Source organism: Enterobacter cloacae complex sp. SYL003 (assembly GCF_049236925.1).
Taxonomy (GTDB): domain Bacteria; phylum Pseudomonadota; class Gammaproteobacteria; order Enterobacterales; family Enterobacteriaceae; genus Enterobacter; species Enterobacter intestinihominis.
The window spans coordinates 207,412-226,708 of sequence record NZ_JBMKJK010000002.1 but is presented as its reverse complement, the minus strand read 5'-3'; the positions used below and the strand labels follow the sequence as shown (position 1 = coordinate 226,708).

The window sequence follows — 19,297 nt, the reverse complement described above, 5'->3', positions numbered from 1 at the left end:
TGATGAAAACTCACGATTTACAACAAGCACCTATACTGATTTTTCATGGCAACACTATTCGCACTGACAGGAGTTGAGAATGATAGATCTCTATTATGCCCCCACCCCTAATGGCCATAAGATCACCCTCTTTCTTGAAGAAGCCGAACTGGACTACCGGATCATTCGCGTGGATATCAGCAAAGGCGATCAGTTCCGCCCCGTTTTTCTGGCCATCTCGCCCAACAATAAAATTCCGGCCATCATTGATAACCTGCCTTCTGACGGGGGCAAACCGTTAAGCCTGTTTGAGTCCGGAGAGATTTTGCTTTATTTGGCAGAGAAAACCGGCAAGCTCCTGAGCGGGGAGTTGCGCGAGCGTCATCACACGCTGCAATGGTTATTCTGGCAGTCGAGCGGCCTGGGGCCGATGCTGGGGCAGAATCATCACTTTACCGCCTATGCGCCGCAGACGATCCCTTACGCCATTGAGCGATATCAGGTCGAAACCCAGCGCCTGTACGGGGTACTGAACCGTCGGCTGGAAAAATCACCGTGGCTGGGAGGTGAGCATTACAGCATCGCAGATATCGCCTGCTGGCCGTGGATCAACACCCATGAACGCCACCGGATCGACCTGGCCACTTATCCGGCGGTGAACAACTGGTTTGAGCGCATCCGGACCCGCCCGGCAACCGAACGCGCCATGCAAAAAATCCATCAGATTTGAGCCTGTGCCCCGTTGGGTGCAGGTGTTCTCCTCATGTATGATGAGGTAAAAATACTGACACGGAGAAGACCTGCAATGTCCCAGCATGACGCTATTATTCGTATAAAAAACCTTCGCTTACGTACATTCATTGGTATCAAAGAGGAAGAGATCGCGAATCGCCAGGATATCGTGGTGAATGTCGTGATCCATTACCCGGCAGACAAGGCGCGCGCCAGCGAAGACATCAATGACGCGCTGAACTATCGCACGATCACCAAAAGCATCATCCAGTACGTTGAGAACAACCGTTTTGCGCTACTGGAAAAATTAACTCAGGATGTGCTCGACATCGCACGCGAACACCACTGGGTCACTTATGCTGAAGTGGAGATCGATAAACTTCACGCCCTGCGCTACGCCGACTCCGTCTCCATGACGTTAAGCTGGCAGCGCCAGGCGTAAACCTGGAGGTTGTATGAAGATCCTGCTCACCGGCGGTACGGGGCTGATTGGTCGCCATCTCATTCCACGTTTGCAGGCGTTGCATCACGACATTACCGTGGTCACGCGCAGCCCGGAGAAAGCGCGCCAGGTGCTGGGCACCGGCGTTGAGATCTGGAAAGGCCTGGCGGAACGGCAGGATCTGAACGGCTTTGACGCCGTCATCAACCTCGCAGGCGAGCCTATCGCTGATAAACGCTGGACCGAAGAGCAAAAACAGCGTTTATGCAGCAGCCGCTGGAACATGACTGAAAAGCTGGTTGAGCTGATTCGTAACAGCGAGATGCCGCCCTCGGTGCTGATTTCCGGCTCTGCAACAGGCTACTATGGCGATCTTGGTGAAGTGGTGGTGACCGAAGAAGAGCCGCCGCACAACGAGTTTACCCATAAACTCTGCGCCCAGTGGGAGCGCATTGCCTGCGGGGCGCAGAGCGATAACACCCGCGTCTGCCTGCTGCGCACCGGCGTGGTGCTTGCTCCGAAAGGCGGTATTCTCGGTAAAATGTTGCCGCCGTTTAAAATGGGGCTTGGCGGGCCCATCGGCAACGGTCGTCAGTATCTGGCGTGGATCCATATCGACGATATGGTCAACGGTATTCTCTGGCTGCTGGATAACGACCTGCGCGGGCCGTTTAACATGGTATCTCCCTACCCCGTACGTAATGAACAGTTTGCTCACGCCCTGGGTCATGCTCTGCATCGCCCGGCGGTACTGCGCGTACCTGCGACGGCGATTCGGCTGTTGATGGGCGAATCTTCGGTGCTGGTGCTGGGCGGCCAGCGCGCGCTGCCAAAACGGCTGGAAGCGGCCGGATTTACGTTCCGCTGGTATGACCTGGAAGAGGCGCTGGGGGATGTGGTGCAGTGAATATGTTAGAGTTATACGCCATCTCTGGATGATATGGCGTAACTATGGCAACCATCACCACAACCCGGCTTCACCTCACCCCTTTCGAACCTTCTGACTGGGCGTTCTTTCGCTCTCTGCGCGAAGACCCCAACATCATGCGCTATATGGCCGCTATCATGCCTGAAAAAGAGACGCGCCGCGTATTTGCCGCGCGCCTGATGGCGGAGCATGTCTTTGTGATCCGTCTGCATAACGACGTTACGCCGCTCGGGGATATCGGCCTGCAAATCAGTGCGGCGAACCGTGAAGAGGCGGATATTGGCTACACGGTTGTGCCTGACGCGCAGGGAAAAGGCATTGCCAGCGAGGCGCTGCGGGCGGTGTGTGAGTATGCATTTAACCAGACGGGCGTGAAGGCGATAAACGCGTACGTGCTGGCGGATAACGTTGGGTCGGTGCGGGTTCTTGAGAAAGCAGGTTTTGTGCGCACGCAGGTACTGGAGAAGGCGTACGAGATTAACGGCGTACGGTATGACGACTGGGTGTATCGGCTGGAGTGTGGTGCGGTCTGAATGCCGGGCGACACTGCGTTTGCCCGGCCTACGGTTTTTGTAGGCCCGGAAAGCGAAGCGCCACCGGGCAATTGGGCGGCTCTGGGGCTGATGCCCTCACCCCGTCCCTCTCCCACAGGGAGAGGGAGAAAGGCGAAAGATTACTTCAACGAGCCTTTCAGGAACTGCTGCAAACGCGGGCTTTGCGGGTTCGCCAGCACTTCGTCCGGATGCCCCTGCTCCTCAATCTTGCCCTGATGCAGGAAGATAACGTGGTTAGAAACGTTACGGGCGAAGCCCATCTCGTGCGTCACCACCACCATCGTTTTGCCCTCTTCCGCCAGCTTCTGCATGATGCGCAGCACTTCGCCAACGAGTTCCGGATCCAGCGCGGAAGTCGGTTCGTCAAACAGCAATACTTCCGGCTCCATCGCCAGCGCGCGGGCGATGGAAACACGCTGCTGCTGTCCCCCTGACAGGTGCACCGGATATTTGATCTGCTGCCGCTCGTCGATCCCCACTTTCGCCAGGTATTTCACCGCACGCTCGCGGGCTTCCTGCTTGCTTAAGCCGAGCACCTGAACCGGCGCTTCCATCACGTTCTCCAGCACCGTCATGTGGCTCCAGAGATTGAAGTGCTGGAATACCATTGTCAGACGCGTACGCAGCAGGCGCAGCTGATTTTTATCCGCCACTTTAAGCTGACCGTCTTTATCACGGACCATGTTGATGTTCTGTCCGCTCACCACAATCGATCCTTCGCTCGGCTTTTCGAGGAAGTTGATGCAGCGCAGGAAGGTACTTTTACCCGAACCTGATGAGCCGATAATACTGATCACGTCGCCCGCGTTAGCCTCCAGCGACACCCCTTTCAGCACTTCATGTTCGCCGTAGCGCTTGTGCAAATCAATTACGTTTAATTTGTTCTCAGCCATCATAAATTCTCAGTGCGTCGACGGTTTTATATGCTGCAACCAGCGTTTTTCAGCCTTACGGAACAGGCTGATCAGGACGTAAGAAATGATCAAATAGAGCACTGCCGCAATACCAAACGCCGTAAACGGCTGGTAGGTGGCAGAGTTAATATCGCGGGCAATCTTTAACAGATCCGGCACCGTGGCGGTAAACGCCAGTGCCGTCGAATGCAGCATTAAAATCACTTCGTTGCTGTAGGCCGGCAGCGCAATACGCAGCGCCGAAGGCAGAATAATACAGCGGTAGAGCTTCACGGACGAGAAGCCGTACGCGCGCGCCGCCTCGATCTCACCGTGCGGCACAGAACGGATGGCCCCGGCGAAGATCTCGGTGGTATAGGCGCAAGTATTGAGGGTCAGCGCCAGCACCGTACAGTTCAGACCGCTGCGGAAGAACGCGTTCAGCATCTCGGTGCCTTTCACGATCTCCAGCGTGTACATTCCGGAATAGAACACCAGCAGCTGCACGTACAGCGGAGTACCGCGAAACACGTAGGTGAACAGCCAGATCGGAAACTGGATAAATTTATTATTCGACACGCGGCCAATGGCGAGAAACACCGCCAGAATGCCGCCCATGACCACCGAGGAGATCAGCAGCCACAGCGTGATCGCCACGCCAGTAAAGCGGTAGCCATCCGTCCACAGCAGGGATTTCCAGTACTCCTGAATAATCTCAATCACAGGTCAGCCCTCTTCACACCCACGGAGTAGCGACGTTCGAGCAGAAGCAGCACACCATTGGAGACGGTCGTAAAGACCAGATAGATTACGCCGCAGACTACCGCAAAATAGAACGGTTCCCAGGTGCTTTTACCCGCCAGCTGCGTGGCCTTCACCACATCTTCCAGACCCAGCAGGGAGACCAGCGCCGTTGCCTTCAGAATAACCTGCCAGTTGTTACCGATGCCCGGCAGCGCGTAGCGCATCATGGCCGGGAACATGATCCGGCGAAACGTTTGTGAGGAGGTAAAACCGTAGGCGGTCGCCGCTTCAATGTGCCCTTTCGGCACGGCCATGTAAGCGCCGCGAAAGGTCTCAGTGAAATAAGCACCGTAGATAAAACCAAGGGTAATAATACCGGCCACCATCGGGTCGATATCGATCTGATCCATGCCGATAGCATCCGTGACGCCGTTAAGTGCGATTTGCAGGCCATAAAAGATCAGCAGCATCAGCACCAGGTCAGGCACGCCGCGAATCAGCGTGGTATAGCCTTCAAATATCAGCGCCAGCGGTCTGTTGGCGGATAACTTTGCCCCCGCGCCCGCCAGGCCTATCAGCACCGCCAGCACCACGGAGCTGATAGCCAGCTCAAGGGTGACAAGCGCGCCCTGTAAAATAACGCCAGAAAATCCGTACAGCATACCGCGTGCCCTGTCGTCTCGTGAGTGGTGGAACCGTGTCTTTTCCCCTCCCGCAACGGGAGGGGCCGCACGTTATCAGACGGGGCGATTAGCCGCCGTAAACATTAAAATCGAAGTACTTTTTCGCCAGCTTGTCGTAAGTGCCGTCCGCGCGCATCTCGGCGAACGCTTTGTTCAGGGCTTCACGCAGTTCGTTGTCTTCTTTCCGCAGGCCCATACCGGTACCAACGCCAAAGAGTTTTTCGTCCTTAATGGACGGACCCCCGAACTTGTAATCTTTACCCACAGGCTGTTTCAGGAAGCCTTCGCTTGCCGCCACTTCATCCTGGAATGCCGCGTCAATACGGCCTGCCGTCAGGTCTGCGTAGATGTTTTCCTGGCCCTGGTAAGAGACAATTTCAATCCCCTTTGGCGCCCAGTGCTCGTTACCGTAGGTTTCCTGCGTCGTACCCTGCAACACGCCCACGCGTTTGCCCTTCAGAGATTCAAGGGTTGGCTGAATGTCAGAGGATTTCGCCACCACCAGACGTGAGTCAGCCGCGTAGAGTTTGTCCGTGAAGGCAATCTCCTGCTGACGTTTTTCGGTGATAGACAGGGAGGACATGATCACGTCAATTTTTTTCGCTTTCAGGGACGGGATTAGCGCGTCCAGCGGGTTTTCAACGTAGGTACATTGCGCTTTAATGCGTTTGCACAGCTCGTTAGCCAGATCGATGTCAAAACCGACCAGTTCCCCCTTCGCATTTTTCGATTCGAAAGGCGCGTAGGTTGGGTCAGTCCCAATACGAATTTTCTGCGGAATGGCTGCGAATGCTGCGGTGGCGCTGGAAAAGGCCAGTACCAGAGAAAGTGACAACACCAGTTTTTTCATATCTGTCCTCAACAAACTGTCTAAATACGAGATTTTACGACTACGGGTTGCCGTTAATGTGCCATTAATCCCCTCACTCAGGCAAAGATTAATGCCTCTGAACGGGAATTTTTGCATTTAAAATGCTTAACTATGCACACGGCGGTCCAATATGGTGCATTGTTTGCACCATACTGGAACACTTCCCCTAAAGATGCACCACATCAGTGCATCCCGTTCAGGCATTAATTACCGTAGACGTTGAAATCAAAGTATTTCTTCGCCAGTTTGTCGTAGGTACCGTCTTTACGCAGCTCGTTAAACGCTTTGTCGAAGGCGGCTTTCAGCTCGGTATCATCCTTACGCAGGCCAATACCGGTGCCGTCGCCAAAGTATTTTTTATCTTTAACTGACGGGCCGGCAAAGGCGTACTCTTTACCCGCAGGCTGCTTCAGGAAGCCTTCGCTCGCGGCAACTTCATCCTGGAACGCGGCATCCAGACGGCCCGCCGCCAGGTCAGAGTAGATCAGATCCTGGTTCTGGTAGGCGACCACATCGACGCCCTTCTCGCGCCAGTTGGCGTTCGCGTAGCCTTCCTGGGTTGAGCCCTGAAGCACGCCAACATGCTTACCTTTCAGCGAGTCGATGGTCGGCTGGATTGGGGAACCTTTCGCGGCAATCAGACGTGAATCGGCAGCGTAGAGCTTCTCAGAGAAGGCGATCTCCTGCTGACGTTTTTCCGTGATGGAGAGAGAAGAGATAATAGCGTCGATTTTCTTGGCTTTCAGCGACGGGATCAGCGCGTCAAAGTCACTGCCCACCCATGTGCATTTCACTTCCATGCGTTTGCACATCTCATTTCCCAGATCGATATCAAACCCCACGAAGTCGCCTTTCGCATCCTTGGAGGAGAATGGCGCGTAGGTTGCGTCTGTACCGATACGAACTGTCTGTGGTAGCGCTGCATAGCTACTTGCTGCTGCACTCAAGCCCACGAGCAAAGACAGAGCCAGAACCGTCTTCTTCATACATTTACCCTCAAGAACCGTGATTTTATTATGGTTTACGTTGTGTGTTGTGTGTTGTGTTGCAGGCTGCTCTTGCAGGTCTTATGCCACATTGTCGTCGGGTTAAAACTACGACGTTAAATATGTTAATAAAACGTTGCGATACTGCCTTAATGGTGAAAGATAGCAGGTCTGCCGAACGAACCGGAAAGAGAAAAAGGGAAAAAGCGAATTAAATGTCGAGGATATGATCGCGGTTGCAGTTTTGCCCTGAAACAGGGCAAACAGTCATTTCATGCACCTTGCTTGTGCACAGCTTCACGCCCCCTGCCAGCGGGTAAAGAGATCTTCCGGCAGGTCTATATCGAACTGATCCAGCACGCGGTTAACGGTCTGGTTGATGACATCGTCCAGCGTTTGTGGACGATGATAGAACGCGGGGACCGGCGGCATTATCACAGCTCCCAGTTCGGCTGCCTGCGTCATTAAACGCAGATGTCCCAGGTGTAGCGGCGTTTCCCGCACGCAGAGCACCAGAGGACGACGCTCTTTCAGCACCACGTCCGCCGCACGCGTCACCAGCGTGTCGGTATAGCTGTTTACGATACCGGAGAGGGTTTTAATCGAACAGGGCAAAATAACCATGCCGGCCGTTTTAAACGAGCCCGAAGAGATGCTGGCGGCGATATCGCGGGCATCGTGGACAACATCAGCCAGCGCCTGAACGTCGCGCAGAGAGAGATCGGTTTCAAGAGAGAGGGTCTGACGCGCCGCCTGGCTCATCACCAGATGGGTTTCTACGCCAGCAACGTCACGCAGCACCTGTAACAGCCGGACGCCATAAATCGCGCCGCTGGCACCGCTGATCCCTACAATGAGTCGTTTCATGATTTTTGCCCTTGCTGATTTCAGGGCTGACTGTGCAGGATTTTACGGGGAGTTGCAAGTGAGGGCGAGCCCCCTCACTTGCCGGAGCATTAACCTTCGTTGTGCATCTCTAAGCTTTCGAGATCGTTTTGCAGCTGGACGGCTTTCGCATCGTCGTTACGCAGAGAATCAAGGTAGTCGAGATACTGCTGGTCTACGTCTTTTGTCACGTAGATCCCATTGAATACCGAGCATTCGAACTGCTGAATATCCGGGTTCTCGGCGCGCACCGCATCGATCAGATCGTTCAGATCCTGGAAAATCAGGCCATCGGCCCCGATGATCTGGCGAATCTCATCCACTTCTCGGCCATGCGCAATCAGCTCATTAGCGGTTGGCATATCAATGCCATACACGTTCGGGAAGCGAATTTCCGGCGCTGCGGAGGCGAGATATACTTTCTTCGCCCCGGCCTCACGCGCCATCTCGATGATCTGCTCAGACGTCGTGCCGCGCACAATGGAGTCGTCCACCAGCAGCACATTCTTGTCGCGGAACTCGGCACGGTTAGCGTTTAGCTTACGACGTACGGACTTACGACGCAGCTGCTGGCCCGGCATGATAAAGGTGCGGCCAACGTAGCGGTTTTTCACGAAGCCCTGACGGTACGGCTTGTCCAGAATACGGGCAATTTCCAGCGCGATATCACAAGAGGTTTCAGGGATTGGGATCACGACGTCGATGTCGAGATCGTCCCACTCGCGGGCAATCTTCTCGCCCAGCTTCGTCCCCATGTTGACGCGCGCGCTGTAAACGGAAATTTTGTCGATGAACGAGTCCGGACGCGCGAAGTAAACGTATTCGAACAGGCACGGGTTGCTCACCGGATTGTCGGCGCACTGGCGGGTAAACAGCTGGCCCTTCTCGGTGATGTAGACCGCTTCGCCTGGCGCGACATCACGCAGGAATTCGAAGCCCAGCGTGTCCAGCGCCACGCTTTCGGAGGCAACCATGTACTCGGAACGGCCATCGCCGAGGTCACGTTTGCCGAGCACCAGCGGGCGAATGCCATTTGGATCGCGGAAGGCCACCATGCCGTGACCGATAATCATCGCCACGCAAGCGTACGCGCCACGGATCTGGCGATTAGTCGCGGCAACGGCGGCAAAAATGTTGTCTGCTTCCAGCGGATAATGGCGGAAGTTATCCAGCTCGCTGGCAAAGATATTGAGCAGGATTTCAGAATCAGAGGTGGTATTAATGTGGCGACGTTTCTCTTCAAACAGCTTTTTACGCAGCTCGTGGGCATTGGTCAGATTGCCATTGTGGGCAAGCGTGATGCCATACGGGGAGTTAACGTAAAAAGGCTGAGCCTCAGAGGCGCTGGAACTGCCAGCAGTAGGATAACGAACGTGACCGATCCCCATATTACCTTGCAGACGCTGCATATGGCGGGCTTCAAACACATCGTTTACCAGGCCGTTCGCCTTGCGTAAACGGAAGCAGTTGTTTGCATCAATGGTGATGATACCCGCAGCATCCTGCCCACGGTGCTGAAGCACCGTTAACGCGTCATAAATCGACTGGTTTACCGGCATGAAACCGGCGATACCGACAATACCGCACATTCGTCTTTTCCTCGTTAAGCCACATCTCAGGGTTTATGCCCTGGGCAAGAAACTCGACGAGCTTTGCAGATAGTCAAAGAACCATCTGATGATGAAGCTGAACTCCGGAATGAGCTGCGATTTTTGCCAGTCTTCACTTTTGGAAAACCCGGTAAAGGTATCCAGGAAGAACAGGATCGCGGCCACAATCAGCACGCCTCGCAACGCGCCGAAACAGATGCCGAGCACCCTGTCCGTTCCTGACAGACCGGTTTTCTCGACCAGCTGACCTATCACGTAATTGACGATAGCGCCGACAATCAGCGTCGCGATAAACAGCACCGCGATGGCGATTCCGTTTCGGACCAGTTCATCTTCAAAGCCCGTGAACCAGACAGACAGGTAAGTGTAGTAATGACTGGCAACAAAGAAAGCACAACCCCAGGTTACCAGCGATAACGCTTCACGAACAAAGCCACGGATCAGGCTAACCAGACAGGAAAAACCAATCACCGCAATGATGGCGTAATCAATCCAGACCATATGTGTCCCACGATTAAACGCCCTGTCATCCAGTTCGGGGCGAATTCTAACAGAAAAAGAAAACGTTTGCGTAGGGATTTCCTTCCCACGCGTAAATAAAAAAGGCGCTGAAAAAATGCTCAACGCCACCGCACCTTTGACGTTTCTGTGAACGTCTGCCTCCCCCTCACCCCGGCCCTCTCCCTCAAGGGAGAGGGAGCAAACCATCCCCTCGCCCCTTTGGGGAGAGGGTTAGGGTGAGGGGGTAATTTCTGTCAGTTTGCGCTGTAGTTCATCACCACACCGCTCAGGCCGGAGATTTGCTTCAGCTCGCCAAGCGAACCTTTGAGCTTATCTTTAGACGCATCCGGCCCCACGAGGATACGGGTAATTTTACCCTGTACCGGCGTGGTGGGTGAAGTATAAACACGGTATCCCGCGCCGCGCAGTTTACTCACAATCTCATTGACCTTATCTGCATTTTTCAATGCACCGAGCTGAACGACATAGGCTTTGCCGGTAGGGGCCGCGTCCTGTTTCGCCGGCGGTGGCGTTTCTGAAGCGGCTGCCAGTTGCTCGGCCGCTTTATCCCGCTGCGGTTTCGGCTGCGGCTTCTCCACCGGTTTCGGCTTCTCAACAGGCTTAGGCTGTTCTACCGGCACCGGATCAATCTCGATGTTATTGTTCGTCGCCAGACGCGACGGGTCAAGAGACGGCGCGGCTGCATCACCTGCGCGCACCTCTTCCGCTGCGCCTTCAGGCGGCTGGGCTGGCAGCGCCTGCGTTGCCGCTGGCAGCATATCGGGCTCGTCGCGATCGCCCGGTTTGGGTACCAGCGGAATGGCCGCAAATTCATCCTGGTAATGCTTTTTCTGCCCGTCGAGCAATCCCGGGAGAATAATCACCCCGAGCGCGACCAGCACAATGGTTCCTGTTAAACGGTTCTGAAACTTACTCGCCACCGGTTCTCCCCGCGTCCATCACTTCCATGACATGTGCCACCGTGTGGAATGACCCACACACCAGCACGGTATCTTCTGGTTTAGCCTCCGCCATCGCGGCACGCCAGGCCGAAACCACACTGCTGTAGATTTCGCCTTTGCCGAGATGTTCCATCAACTGCTCAGCAGTCGCGCCGCGCGGCCCTTCCAGAGGAGCACAATACCAGCTATCGACCACACTCTCCATGCAGGCCAGCGTGCCGCCGATATCTTTATCATGAAGCATACCGATAACCGCCAGCACGCGCCCGGTTTTTGGTAACGATTTGAGACGTCCTGCGAGGTACGCCGCCGCATGCGGGTTATGTGCAACATCCAGAATCAGACGCGGTGACTCACTCACAATCTGAAAACGTCCCGGCAGCAGTGCGTTCTGAATGCCATCGCGGATTGCCTGCTCGCTCACCGCTAACCCGCTGGCGCGCAGGGCTGCCAGCGCAGTCGCCGCGTTAGGCTGTGGCACCTGCGGCAGCGGCAGATTCTCCAGCACGCCCTGCGCATCGCTGAAGCGCCAGCCGTTGTCCTGCACCTCATACTGCCAGTCCACGCCGCGACGCAGCAGACGAGCACCCTTCTCTTTCGCCACTTCAGCGATGGTATGTGGCATGTCCGGTTCGCCAACCACGGCAGGCTTATCGGCCCGGAAAATACCGGCCTTCTCACGGCCAATGCTTTCGCGGTCGGGCCCCAGCCAGTCGGTGTGATCCAGCGCGATGCTGGTGACGACGGCGACATCCGCATCTACCATATTTGTGGCATCCAGACGCCCGCCCAGCCCCACTTCCAGGATCACCACGTCCAGCTGCGCCTGCTTAAACAGCCACAGCGCCGACAGGGTGCCGTATTCGAAATAGGTTAATGAGGTATCGCCGCGCGCGGCTTCGATAGCGGCAAACGACGCCGTATGGGCCGATTCGGCCAGCTCGGTGTTTTGCACCCGCACGCGCTCGGTGTAGCGCACCAGGTGCGGCGAGCTGTAAACGCCTACCTTATAACCGGCGGCCATCAGGACAGATTCCAGCGTGCGGCAGGTGGTGCCTTTACCGTTAGTGCCGGCCACGGTAAACACGAAAGGCGCAGGTTTCAGCACGTCAAGGCGCGCGGCAACCTGGCTTACGCGCTCAAGGCCCATGTCGATAGTTTTACTGTGCAGGTTTTCCAGATAAGAAAGCCACGCGGCCAGGGGCGACGTGGCTTGAGGAATGCTTTTATTTTCCATGATGCCCGGTTGTCATTAACGGTTTAGAAAGCAAAAGGGCAGCGCCATTTGGCCCTGCCCTTTTCAGTTATCAGGCCTCGGGTTCCTGATCCGGTACCACCACGCCTTCGCGCGGCTCGTCCGGGCTCGGCGACGGCAGATTCATCAGCTTCGCCAGGACGCTTGCCAGTTTGAGGCGCATCTCCGGGCGGCGGACGATCATGTCGATAGCACCCTTCTCAATGAGGAACTCACTGCGCTGGAAGCCCGGCGGCAGTTTCTCACGTACGGTCTGCTCGATAACGCGAGGACCGGCAAAGCCGATCAGCGCTTTTGGCTCAGCGATGTTCAGGTCGCCCAGCATCGCGAAGCTTGCAGAAACGCCGCCCATGGTTGGGTCGGTCAGTACCGAGATGTACGGCAGACCACGCTCCTGCATTTTCGCCAGCGCGGCAGAGGTTTTCGCCATCTGCATCAGGGACATCAGCGCTTCCTGCATTCGTGCGCCACCGGAGGCAGAGAAGCAGATCAGCGGGCAGTTGTCTTCCAGCGCCTGCTCAACGGCACGCACGAAACGCGCACCAACAACAGAGCCCATTGAGCCGCCCATAAAGGCGAACTCAAACGCGGCGGCAACCACCGGCATCTCATGCAGGGTGCCTTTCATGACGATCAGCGCGTCTTTCTCGCCGGTCTCTTTCTGTGCAGAGGCCAGACGATCTTTGTATTTTTTGGAGTCGCGGAACTTAAGCACATCTTTTGGCTCCAGTTCGCTGCCCAGTTCTACCAGAGAACCTTCGTCCAGCAGGCTATGCAGGCGGTTGCGCGCCGACATACGCATATGGTGGTCACACTTCGGACACACCTCAAGATTGCGTTCCAGCTCTGCGCGATACAGAACCTGGCCGCAGCTATCACACTTCGTCCATACCCCTTCAGGAATGCTCGCTTTACGCGTTGGGGTAATGTTGCTTTTAATTCGTTCAATCCAGCTCATTGATAACCTTTCTGCCTGAACCTGGTCGTATGCCAGTTTTGCTGTAAGAGGCGAATAATGCCATTTTTGCCTCCAACAGACCATGAATGTTGCACATTAAAACATAACAGCCCGAAACTTTGGATAAAAAAGTGGTCGAACCGCCAGCGTGCATTTACTTCGCTTGTTTTGCCGCCGCGCGTTTGTGACGAATAATTTCGATCACACCCGGCAGAACGGAAAGCACAATAATCGCTACAATCAGTAACTTAAGGTTTTCCTGAACCACCGGCAGATCGCCAAACATGTAGCCCGCATAGGTAAACAGCAGTACCCACAGCAGCGCGCCCACCACGTTGTACATGGCAAAATGACGATAGGACATGTGACCCATTCCCGCCACAAACGGTGCAAATGTGCGCACAATAGGCACAAAACGGGCAAGGATAATGGTTTTACCGCCATGGCGCTCATAGAACGCATGGGTCTTATCTAAATAACTGCGGCGGAAAATCTTCGAGTCCGGATTACTGAACAACCGCTCGCCAAACACCCGCCCGATAGTGTAGTTGACCGCATCACCAATAATCGCGGCGATGATCATCAGGACGACCATCAGATGGACATTCAGGTCATTCGTTGGCAGTGCGGATAACGCGCCCGCCACGAACAGCAGTGAATCTCCCGGCAGGAACGGCGTAACCACAAGGCCGGTTTCACAGAACAGAATGAGGAACAGAATGGCGTATACCCAGACGCCGTACTGCGCGACCAGCTCCGCCAGGTGAACATCAATGTGCAGGATGAAATCAATCAGAAAACGTATTACGTCCATATTGTCTAAGCCCTAATTGCGCCTTTGTTTAGTCCGCTAAAAACAGCGGGCCCATTGGCGGTTTTGGCAGGTCGAACCGGTCCGGATAATCCACCGAAACCAGATACAGACCTTCCGCTTTCGCCGTTGCTGCCGCAAGCGTTCTGTCCTTCGCTGCCAGCAGTTCTGCAATCCAGCTCTCCGGCTGGTGTCCGGCGCCCACTTCCATCAGGCTGCCTACAATATTCCGCACCATATGATGTACAAAGGCATTGGCTTTGATATCCACCACCACATACGCGCCATAACGACTGACGTTAATGTGCATGACGTTACGCCACGGCGTACGGGACTGACACTGCACCGCACGAAACGACGTAAAATCATTCTCTCCAATCAGACACTGCGCCGCACGCTGCATACGTTCTGCATCCAGCGGTTCATAAAAATGCGTCACGCCCTGGCTTAACACCGCCGGGCGCAGGCGCTGGTTGTAGATGACATAACGGTAGCGCCGCGCCGTCGCGCTGAAACGCGCGTGAAAATCATCCGGCACAGCTTTCACCCAACGCACGGCAATGTCACCAGGCAAATTCGCATTTACACCCAGCGTCCAGGCCGCGTCTTTGCGCACGGCGGTGGTGTCAAAATGCACCACCTGCCCCGTGCCGTGAACGCCGGCATCGGTGCGGCCCGCACAGAAGACGCTTATCGGTTCATTCGCCACCTGAGAGAGCGCTTTCTCCAGCTTCTCCTGGACGCTGCGCACCTCATTCTGCCGCTGCCAGCCATAGTATTTACTGCCATCGTATTCAATGCCGAGGGCAATTCTGTGGACCGGCTTTTGTTCCACATCTGACATCAGTACAGATACTCCTGCACCAGTTTTTCCGCGATTTTGACCGCCATCAGCGCGCCGCCAAAACGCACGTTGTCGGCAACGGACCAGAACTGCACCTGCTCAGGCATACCGTAATCGTTACGCACGCAGCCCACAGAGAGATGCGCGCTGCCGGTAGCGTCGCCCACCTGCGTCGGGAATTCGCTCTCTTCGGACAGGATAAGGTCCTCACCGCGGCCAAACGCGTCGCGGGCTTCTTCAGCCGCCAGCGGACGCAGGGCTTCAAACCCGACCATCTGCGCGTGGCCGTAAAAGACCGGAGACTGCACGACGTTCGCGGAGATCATCAGACCGTCATCCTGCAGAATTTTGCGTGCTTCATCGACGATACGACGCTCTTCCCGCACCGAACCTTCACGATCCGGCAGCAGCGGCAGCATGTTGAACGCCAGCTGGCGGCCAAAGAAATCATCTTCGTCGATCGGGATACCGTTCAGCAGCTTCGCGCTCTGCCCTGCCAGTGCGTCTACGGCTTTTTTGCCGTTAGCGGAGGCTGACAGCAGGCTGGTCACGGAAATACGCGACAGGCCACCGTCGTCGATCAGCGGCTTCAGCGCGGTCAGCAGCTGGCTGGTGAGGCTGTTCGGTACTGCAATGATATTGCGGTTGCGGTAGTCAGCCAGCACAAACGGGTTGACGTCCGGCACCACCAACGGCACATCCGGCTCCAGGGAGAACAGACCGCTCAGGTCGATCACCAGACAGCCTGAATTGGTCGCTTCTTCAATGTAGGATGCCGTGGCTTCCGCACCTGCGGCAAAAAACGCCAGCTGAGCCTGTGTCCAGTCAAACGCGGCGGCATCCTGCACCATCACGGATTTCCCGCCGAAACGCAGATGTTCTCCTGCGCTGTCGGTACGCGCCAGCGCGTAAATGTCGCCCACCGGGAACTCACGCTCAGCAAGGGTTTCAAGCAGGGCTTCGCCCACGGCGCCAGTGGCACCCAAAATGGCAATGTTCCAGCCTTCAGACATGGTGGTTTACTCCAGAAATAAAAAAGCGTCCCTGCCGGAATATCCGACAGGGAGCATTAAGAAGACATTAACGTGCCGGGTGGTGAACGGCGTTAAATCCCAGCTGATGCAGCAGCGCCGCCGCGGGGGCGTCATCGCACATCACATACAGGGAGGACCACTCGCGGCGCTCAAGGTAATTTTTGCGCAGCTTGTCAAACTCACCCGGAATACCCGCCACTTTACGCAGCAGCGCGTCATCGCGGCGCACATCATACACCAAATGCACCAGTCTTTTCAGCGTTGCCTCATCCAGCGGTCCATGAAGGGTAATGCGACCAAATTCCGGGGCGGGCAGCAGCGTATCCAGCGCTACCTGCTGCGGATGGCCGATAAAGGCGCTGTAAGCCTCAAACACCTGGGTTGTACCACGCGCTTTGCCTTCAAGGGTATAACCCGCGATATGTGCGGTACCCACGTCCACCTTATTCAGCAATGCGACGTTGAGATCCGGCTCTGGCTCCCAGACGTCCAGTACGACGCTAAGATCTTGTCCCTCATCGAGACATGTCAGCAGCGCCGCGTTATCCACCACCGGTCCCCGGCAGGCATTTATCAGAATAGTGCCAGCCTTCAGACGGCGGATCAGCTTTTCGTCGGCCAGGTGCAGAGTCTTGTACGGCCCTTCTTTAAAGAGCGGCGTATGGAAGGTGATGACGTCGCACTCGTCGACCAGCTCATCCAGCGTGCGGAAATCGCCCTCATCGCCGTTATCCTTACGCGGCGGATCGCACAGCAGAGTGCGGATGCCCCAGGCTTCCAGACGCTTTTGCAGACGTCCGCCCACGTTGCCCACACCCACAATCCCGACGGTGCGGTCTTTCAGCGCAAAACCATCGCGCTCGGCCAGCATCAATAGCGAGGAGAATACATATTCCACGACGGCAATGGCGTTACAGCCTGGTGCCGCGGAAAAACCAATCCCCGCCTGCTTAAGCCACTGGTCATCCACATGATCGGTCCCGGCCGTTGCCGTCCCGACAAATTTAACCCCTTTGCCGGTGAGCAGCGCCTCATTTACTTTGGTCACCGAGCGCACCATCAGTGCGTCTGCATCGTCCAGTTCGCTGACCGGAATCGGGCGGCCAGGAACAGCCTTAACCTCACCCAGGCGGCTGAACAGCTCACGGGCGTAAGGCATATTTTCATCAACGAGGATTTTCACGTCTGAGTACCTGTTTGAGAGGAAGTAAACCTGCCAAGTGTGCCATAATCTCGCCGCCGGGCATATATCTCCGCCCGGTTACGCAGAGTTTGACTTTAAGGATTTTTGACGATGCAGCCCATTTCAGGTACGCCTCCGCGCCCTCCGGGTGAAGGCCCCGTAACGCCCAACACGCCAGGCGAACAACCGCTCTCCACGCAGCAACGCACCGTACTGGAGCGTCTTATCACGCGTCTTATTGCGTTGACCTCACAGCAAAACGCAGAGGTATGGGCCGGCGTTAAGCACGATTTGGGCGTCAGAAACGATGCGCCGCTACAGTCGCGCCATTTCCCTGCCGCCGAACAAAACCTGAACCAGCGTCTTACCAGCGCACAGCAGCAACATACTACCCGCCAGATTATCTCGCAGCTGACCGAGCTGTTGGGCCAGGGGAATAATCGTCAGGCGGTGAGTGATTTTATCCGTCAGCAATACGGTCATACCGCCCTGAGCCAGCTTTCGCCGGAACAGCTGAAAACCGTGTTGACCCTGCTGCAAAGCAATCAGCTTTCTATCCCGCAGCCGCAACAGCGCCCGTCTACAGAGCGGCCATTACAGCCTGCGGAGCATAATACGCTCAAGCAGATGGTCACTAAGCTGGCTGCCGCCACCGGCGAACCGACAAAGCTTATCTGGCAATCCATGCTGGAACTTTCCGGTGTGAAAGCGGGCGAGATGATCCCGGCAAAACAGTTTACCCATCTGGTCACCTGGCTCCAGGCGCGTCAGACGCTCAGCACCCAGAGCGCTCCGACCCTGCACAGCGTACAGGCGGCACTGAAACAACCGCTGGAACCGCACGAGTTCGATATGATCCGGGATTACGCCCAGCAGAGCTGGCAGGCGACACCGCAAACCGTGCTGACCACCGCGCAGGTACAGGATTTACTGAATCAGATCTTCGTTCGCCGCGCCGAGCGGGAAGGCGGCGTGCCGGAGGTAAGAAACATTCAGCCGATCTACAACCCGCTGTTTGCCCCCGTTGTTGACACGTTCAAGACGCTTTCTGCCCGTCCGGGATTGATGTTTATCGCGTTGCTGATTGCGCTGGCGATTTTCTGGCTGGTTGCTTAAAACTGCCGGGTAGCGGCTACGCCTTACCCGGCCTACGGTTCGCGCGGTTGTAGGCCCGGTAAGCGGAGCGCCACCGGGCAAAAACTACGACCTGCGAAACGCCACCAGCGTCACCACAATCCCCACTACCGCTGACACCGCACCGGCGAGAAATACGGAAGGATAGCCAAACGACGTTGCAAGCAGCCCCGCCAGCGGCCCGGTGATGCCGTAAGAGATATCCTGAAACGCCGCATAGCCGCCCAGCGCCGTGCCGCGCACCTGCGGAGCCACGCGCTTCACCACTTCAACGCCCAGCGCCGGGAAGATCAGCGAACAGCCGCAGCCGGTTAACGCTGCACCCAGCAGCGCAACGGATGCGGACGGCGCCTGCCAGAGCAGTACCAGACCCGCGGTCTCAATGACCAGTGACGCCACCGCCACCTTCACGCCGCCAAAGCGATCCGGCATCCAGCCAAACAGCACGCGCATCAATACAAACGCGCCGCCAAAAGCCGTCAGCGTAAAGCCCGCCATCGCCCAGCCGCGGCTCATGAAATAGAGGGAGACGAAGGTACCGATAACCGCAAAGCCCACTCCCTGAAGCGCCAGCCCAAGCCCCGGTTGCCAGATTTGCCCCACCACGCTCCACAGCGAAGGACGCTCGCCTTTATGGGCGGGCACCTTGCGCACCGAACCGTTAAACGCCCACGCCAGCAGCGGTAATACCATGGTGGTGCCTGCCAGCGCCGCAAAACCAAACTGGCTGTGGATCAGCAGCCCCAGTGGTGCGCCTGCCGCCAGCGCGCCGTAAATCGCCATCCCGTTCCAGGACATCACTTTTCCGGAACGCGCAGGTCCCACCAGCCCCATTCCCCATGTCAGGGTGCCGGTCAGCAGCTGGCTTTCGCCAAAGCCGAGGATCAGGCGCCCCGCCACCAGCAGCGCGAATTTATACGCTGCATCTATCGGCAACAGCGCCGCCAGCAGCCAGGCTCCCCCCGCCAGCCCGCAGGCAAACATGCCCTGCAACGCCGAGCGTTTTGCGCCGTGCTGATCCGCCAGGCGACCGGCGTAGCCCCGGGTTAAAACCGTCGCTAAAAACTGAATGCCCACCGCAATACCGACCATGGTGTTGCCATAGCCCAGCTCCTGGTGAACGAACAAGGGGATCACCGGCAGCGGCAGACCAACGGTCATGTAGGTCAGAAACACCGCAAAGGCGATGCGGAAAAGGGAAAGGTTCCCGGAAGGAGCGCTCTTCTCAGGGGTAACAGCCGTCATGCATAACTCCGTGTTCAGGCATAAAAAAAGGGAGCCGCGTGGCTCCCTTCTACTATATCTTCA

The 19,297-nt window shown here is 56.3% G+C and carries 21 protein-coding genes; 5 read left to right on the top strand and 16 right to left on the bottom strand.

From position 1 onward, the window contains the following. The first annotated feature begins 79 nt into the window (after nucleotides 1–79). From yfcG to ACOT1A_RS03640, 4 genes are all read left to right on the top strand, one after another. The gene (gene yfcG / locus ACOT1A_RS03655) at nucleotides 80–709 is read left to right on the top strand and encodes a GSH-dependent disulfide bond oxidoreductase (RefSeq protein WP_022648841.1); all 630 of its coding nucleotides are present in this window, start codon (nucleotides 80–82) and stop codon (nucleotides 707–709) included. A 75-nt stretch (nucleotides 710–784) separates the two neighbouring features. Further along, nucleotides 785–1,153 carry a dihydroneopterin triphosphate 2'-epimerase gene (gene folX / locus ACOT1A_RS03650; protein ID WP_003861432.1) on the top strand — a complete coding sequence of 123 codons (369 nt, stop codon included), beginning with the start codon at nucleotides 785–787 and terminating at the stop codon, nucleotides 1,151–1,153. A gap of 13 nt (nucleotides 1,154–1,166) precedes the next feature. Next, complete coding sequence (locus ACOT1A_RS03645) at nucleotides 1,167–2,060, top strand: TIGR01777 family oxidoreductase (RefSeq protein WP_032623851.1); 894 nt, start codon at nucleotides 1,167–1,169, stop codon at nucleotides 2,058–2,060. A gap of 44 nt (nucleotides 2,061–2,104) precedes the next feature. Next, complete coding sequence (locus tag ACOT1A_RS03640) at nucleotides 2,105–2,614, top strand: GNAT family N-acetyltransferase (RefSeq protein ID WP_038416458.1); 510 nt, start codon at nucleotides 2,105–2,107, stop codon at nucleotides 2,612–2,614. Nucleotides 2,615–2,754: 140 nt separating this feature from the next. Here the strand turns inward: ACOT1A_RS03640 and hisP are convergent, their stop codons facing one another. From hisP to pdxB, 15 genes are all read right to left on the bottom strand, one after another. Then, nucleotides 2,755–3,528 (bottom strand): histidine ABC transporter ATP-binding protein HisP, encoded by a 774-nt coding sequence (gene hisP, locus ACOT1A_RS03635; RefSeq protein WP_003861426.1) that lies wholly within the window; start codon nucleotides 3,526–3,528, stop codon nucleotides 2,755–2,757. Between the two features lie 9 nt (nucleotides 3,529–3,537). Continuing rightward, a complete protein-coding gene (locus ACOT1A_RS03630; protein WP_003861424.1) occupies nucleotides 3,538–4,251 on the bottom strand; it encodes an ABC transporter permease in 714 nt (237 codons plus the stop codon). Beyond that, nucleotides 4,248–4,934 (bottom strand): histidine ABC transporter permease HisQ, encoded by a 687-nt coding sequence (locus ACOT1A_RS03625; RefSeq protein WP_006811404.1) that lies wholly within the window; start codon nucleotides 4,932–4,934, stop codon nucleotides 4,248–4,250. Before ACOT1A_RS03625 ends, ACOT1A_RS03630 begins: the two co-directional genes overlap by 4 nt. An 88-nt stretch (nucleotides 4,935–5,022) precedes the next feature. Continuing rightward, nucleotides 5,023–5,805, bottom strand: coding sequence for a histidine ABC transporter substrate-binding protein HisJ (gene hisJ / locus ACOT1A_RS03620; RefSeq protein ID WP_003861421.1), 783 nt, complete (start codon nucleotides 5,803–5,805; stop codon nucleotides 5,023–5,025). Nucleotides 5,806–6,029: 224 nt separating this feature from the next. Next, nucleotides 6,030–6,812 carry a lysine/arginine/ornithine ABC transporter substrate-binding protein ArgT gene (argT, locus tag ACOT1A_RS03615; protein WP_276169886.1) on the bottom strand — a complete coding sequence of 261 codons (783 nt, stop codon included), beginning with the start codon at nucleotides 6,810–6,812 and terminating at the stop codon, nucleotides 6,030–6,032. Between the two features lie 297 nt (nucleotides 6,813–7,109). Further along, on the bottom strand, nucleotides 7,110–7,679 hold the full coding sequence (locus tag ACOT1A_RS03610; protein WP_015572254.1) for a UbiX family flavin prenyltransferase: 570 nt from the start codon (nucleotides 7,677–7,679) through the stop codon (nucleotides 7,110–7,112). 89 nt (nucleotides 7,680–7,768) lie between these two features. Then, entirely contained in the window at nucleotides 7,769–9,286 is a 1,518-nt protein-coding gene (purF, locus tag ACOT1A_RS03605; RefSeq protein WP_008502595.1) for an amidophosphoribosyltransferase, read from the bottom strand. A 33-nt stretch (nucleotides 9,287–9,319) separates the two neighbouring features. Then, the gene (gene cvpA, locus ACOT1A_RS03600) at nucleotides 9,320–9,808 is read right to left on the bottom strand and encodes a colicin V production protein (RefSeq protein WP_000262116.1); all 489 of its coding nucleotides are present in this window, start codon (nucleotides 9,806–9,808) and stop codon (nucleotides 9,320–9,322) included. 254 nt (nucleotides 9,809–10,062) lie between these two features. After that, entirely contained in the window at nucleotides 10,063–10,749 is a 687-nt protein-coding gene (dedD, locus tag ACOT1A_RS03595) for a cell division protein DedD (protein ID WP_023300639.1), read from the bottom strand. Then, the gene (gene folC, locus ACOT1A_RS03590; RefSeq protein WP_063138125.1) at nucleotides 10,739–12,007 is read right to left on the bottom strand and encodes a bifunctional tetrahydrofolate synthase/dihydrofolate synthase; all 1,269 of its coding nucleotides are present in this window, start codon (nucleotides 12,005–12,007) and stop codon (nucleotides 10,739–10,741) included. Before folC ends, dedD begins: the two co-directional genes overlap by 11 nt. A 70-nt stretch (nucleotides 12,008–12,077) precedes the next feature. After that, the gene (accD, locus tag ACOT1A_RS03585) at nucleotides 12,078–12,983 is read right to left on the bottom strand and encodes an acetyl-CoA carboxylase, carboxyltransferase subunit beta (protein WP_022648854.1); all 906 of its coding nucleotides are present in this window, start codon (nucleotides 12,981–12,983) and stop codon (nucleotides 12,078–12,080) included. A 154-nt stretch (nucleotides 12,984–13,137) separates the two neighbouring features. Then, nucleotides 13,138–13,797 (bottom strand): DedA family protein, encoded by a 660-nt coding sequence (locus ACOT1A_RS03580; RefSeq protein ID WP_276169887.1) that lies wholly within the window; start codon nucleotides 13,795–13,797, stop codon nucleotides 13,138–13,140. A 28-nt stretch (nucleotides 13,798–13,825) separates the two neighbouring features. Next, the gene (gene truA, locus ACOT1A_RS03575; RefSeq protein ID WP_001286071.1) at nucleotides 13,826–14,638 is read right to left on the bottom strand and encodes a tRNA pseudouridine(38-40) synthase TruA; all 813 of its coding nucleotides are present in this window, start codon (nucleotides 14,636–14,638) and stop codon (nucleotides 13,826–13,828) included. After that, complete coding sequence (locus ACOT1A_RS03570) at nucleotides 14,638–15,651, bottom strand: aspartate-semialdehyde dehydrogenase (RefSeq protein WP_276169888.1); 1,014 nt, start codon at nucleotides 15,649–15,651, stop codon at nucleotides 14,638–14,640. Before ACOT1A_RS03570 ends, truA begins: the two co-directional genes overlap by 1 nt. A gap of 67 nt (nucleotides 15,652–15,718) precedes the next feature. Then, complete coding sequence (gene pdxB, locus ACOT1A_RS03565; RefSeq protein WP_023306650.1) at nucleotides 15,719–16,855, bottom strand: 4-phosphoerythronate dehydrogenase PdxB; 1,137 nt, start codon at nucleotides 16,853–16,855, stop codon at nucleotides 15,719–15,721. Nucleotides 16,856–16,966: 111 nt separating this feature from the next. On the opposite strand from pdxB, the gene flk reads away from it, so the two are divergent. Then, nucleotides 16,967–17,971, top strand: a complete 1,005-nt coding sequence (gene flk / locus ACOT1A_RS03560) for a flagella biosynthesis regulator Flk (RefSeq protein WP_045621148.1) — start codon at nucleotides 16,967–16,969, stop codon at nucleotides 17,969–17,971. An 84-nt stretch (nucleotides 17,972–18,055) separates the two neighbouring features. Here flk and ACOT1A_RS03555 read toward each other — a convergent pair whose 3' ends face one another. Continuing rightward, the gene (locus ACOT1A_RS03555; RefSeq protein ID WP_045621150.1) at nucleotides 18,056–19,234 is read right to left on the bottom strand and encodes an MFS transporter; all 1,179 of its coding nucleotides are present in this window, start codon (nucleotides 19,232–19,234) and stop codon (nucleotides 18,056–18,058) included. Between the last annotated feature and the right edge of the window lie 63 nt (nucleotides 19,235–19,297).

What these genes read in the sequence shown, in the direction of transcription:
- yfcG (WP_022648841.1), top strand. Translation starts at nt 80, where the DNA reads ATGATAGATCTCTATTATGCCCCCACCCCTAATGGCCATAAGATCACC.
- folX (WP_003861432.1), top strand. Translation starts at nt 785, where the DNA reads ATGTCCCAGCATGACGCTATTATTCGTATAAAAAACCTTCGCTTACGT.
- ACOT1A_RS03645 (WP_032623851.1), top strand. Translation starts at nt 1,167, where the DNA reads ATGAAGATCCTGCTCACCGGCGGTACGGGGCTGATTGGTCGCCATCTC.
- ACOT1A_RS03640 (WP_038416458.1), top strand. Translation starts at nt 2,105, where the DNA reads ATGGCAACCATCACCACAACCCGGCTTCACCTCACCCCTTTCGAACCT.
- hisP (WP_003861426.1), bottom strand. Translation starts at nt 3,528, where the DNA reads ATGGCTGAGAACAAATTAAACGTAATTGATTTGCACAAGCGCTACGGC.
- ACOT1A_RS03625 (WP_006811404.1), bottom strand. Translation starts at nt 4,934, where the DNA reads ATGCTGTACGGATTTTCTGGCGTTATTTTACAGGGCGCGCTTGTCACC.
- hisJ (WP_003861421.1), bottom strand. Translation starts at nt 5,805, where the DNA reads ATGAAAAAACTGGTGTTGTCACTTTCTCTGGTACTGGCCTTTTCCAGC.
- argT (WP_276169886.1), bottom strand. Translation starts at nt 6,812, where the DNA reads ATGAAGAAGACGGTTCTGGCTCTGTCTTTGCTCGTGGGCTTGAGTGCA.
- ACOT1A_RS03610 (WP_015572254.1), bottom strand. Translation starts at nt 7,679, where the DNA reads ATGAAACGACTCATTGTAGGGATCAGCGGTGCCAGCGGCGCGATTTAT.
- purF (WP_008502595.1), bottom strand. Translation starts at nt 9,286, where the DNA reads ATGTGCGGTATTGTCGGTATCGCCGGTTTCATGCCGGTAAACCAGTCG.
- cvpA (WP_000262116.1), bottom strand. Translation starts at nt 9,808, where the DNA reads ATGGTCTGGATTGATTACGCCATCATTGCGGTGATTGGTTTTTCCTGT.
- folC (WP_063138125.1), bottom strand. Translation starts at nt 12,007, where the DNA reads ATGGAAAATAAAAGCATTCCTCAAGCCACGTCGCCCCTGGCCGCGTGG.
- accD (WP_022648854.1), bottom strand. Translation starts at nt 12,983, where the DNA reads ATGAGCTGGATTGAACGAATTAAAAGCAACATTACCCCAACGCGTAAA.
- ACOT1A_RS03580 (WP_276169887.1), bottom strand. Translation starts at nt 13,797, where the DNA reads ATGGACGTAATACGTTTTCTGATTGATTTCATCCTGCACATTGATGTT.
- truA (WP_001286071.1), bottom strand. Translation starts at nt 14,638, where the DNA reads ATGTCAGATGTGGAACAAAAGCCGGTCCACAGAATTGCCCTCGGCATT.
- ACOT1A_RS03570 (WP_276169888.1), bottom strand. Translation starts at nt 15,651, where the DNA reads ATGTCTGAAGGCTGGAACATTGCCATTTTGGGTGCCACTGGCGCCGTG.
- flk (WP_045621148.1), top strand. Translation starts at nt 16,967, where the DNA reads ATGCAGCCCATTTCAGGTACGCCTCCGCGCCCTCCGGGTGAAGGCCCC.
- ACOT1A_RS03555 (WP_045621150.1), bottom strand. Translation starts at nt 19,234, where the DNA reads ATGACGGCTGTTACCCCTGAGAAGAGCGCTCCTTCCGGGAACCTTTCC.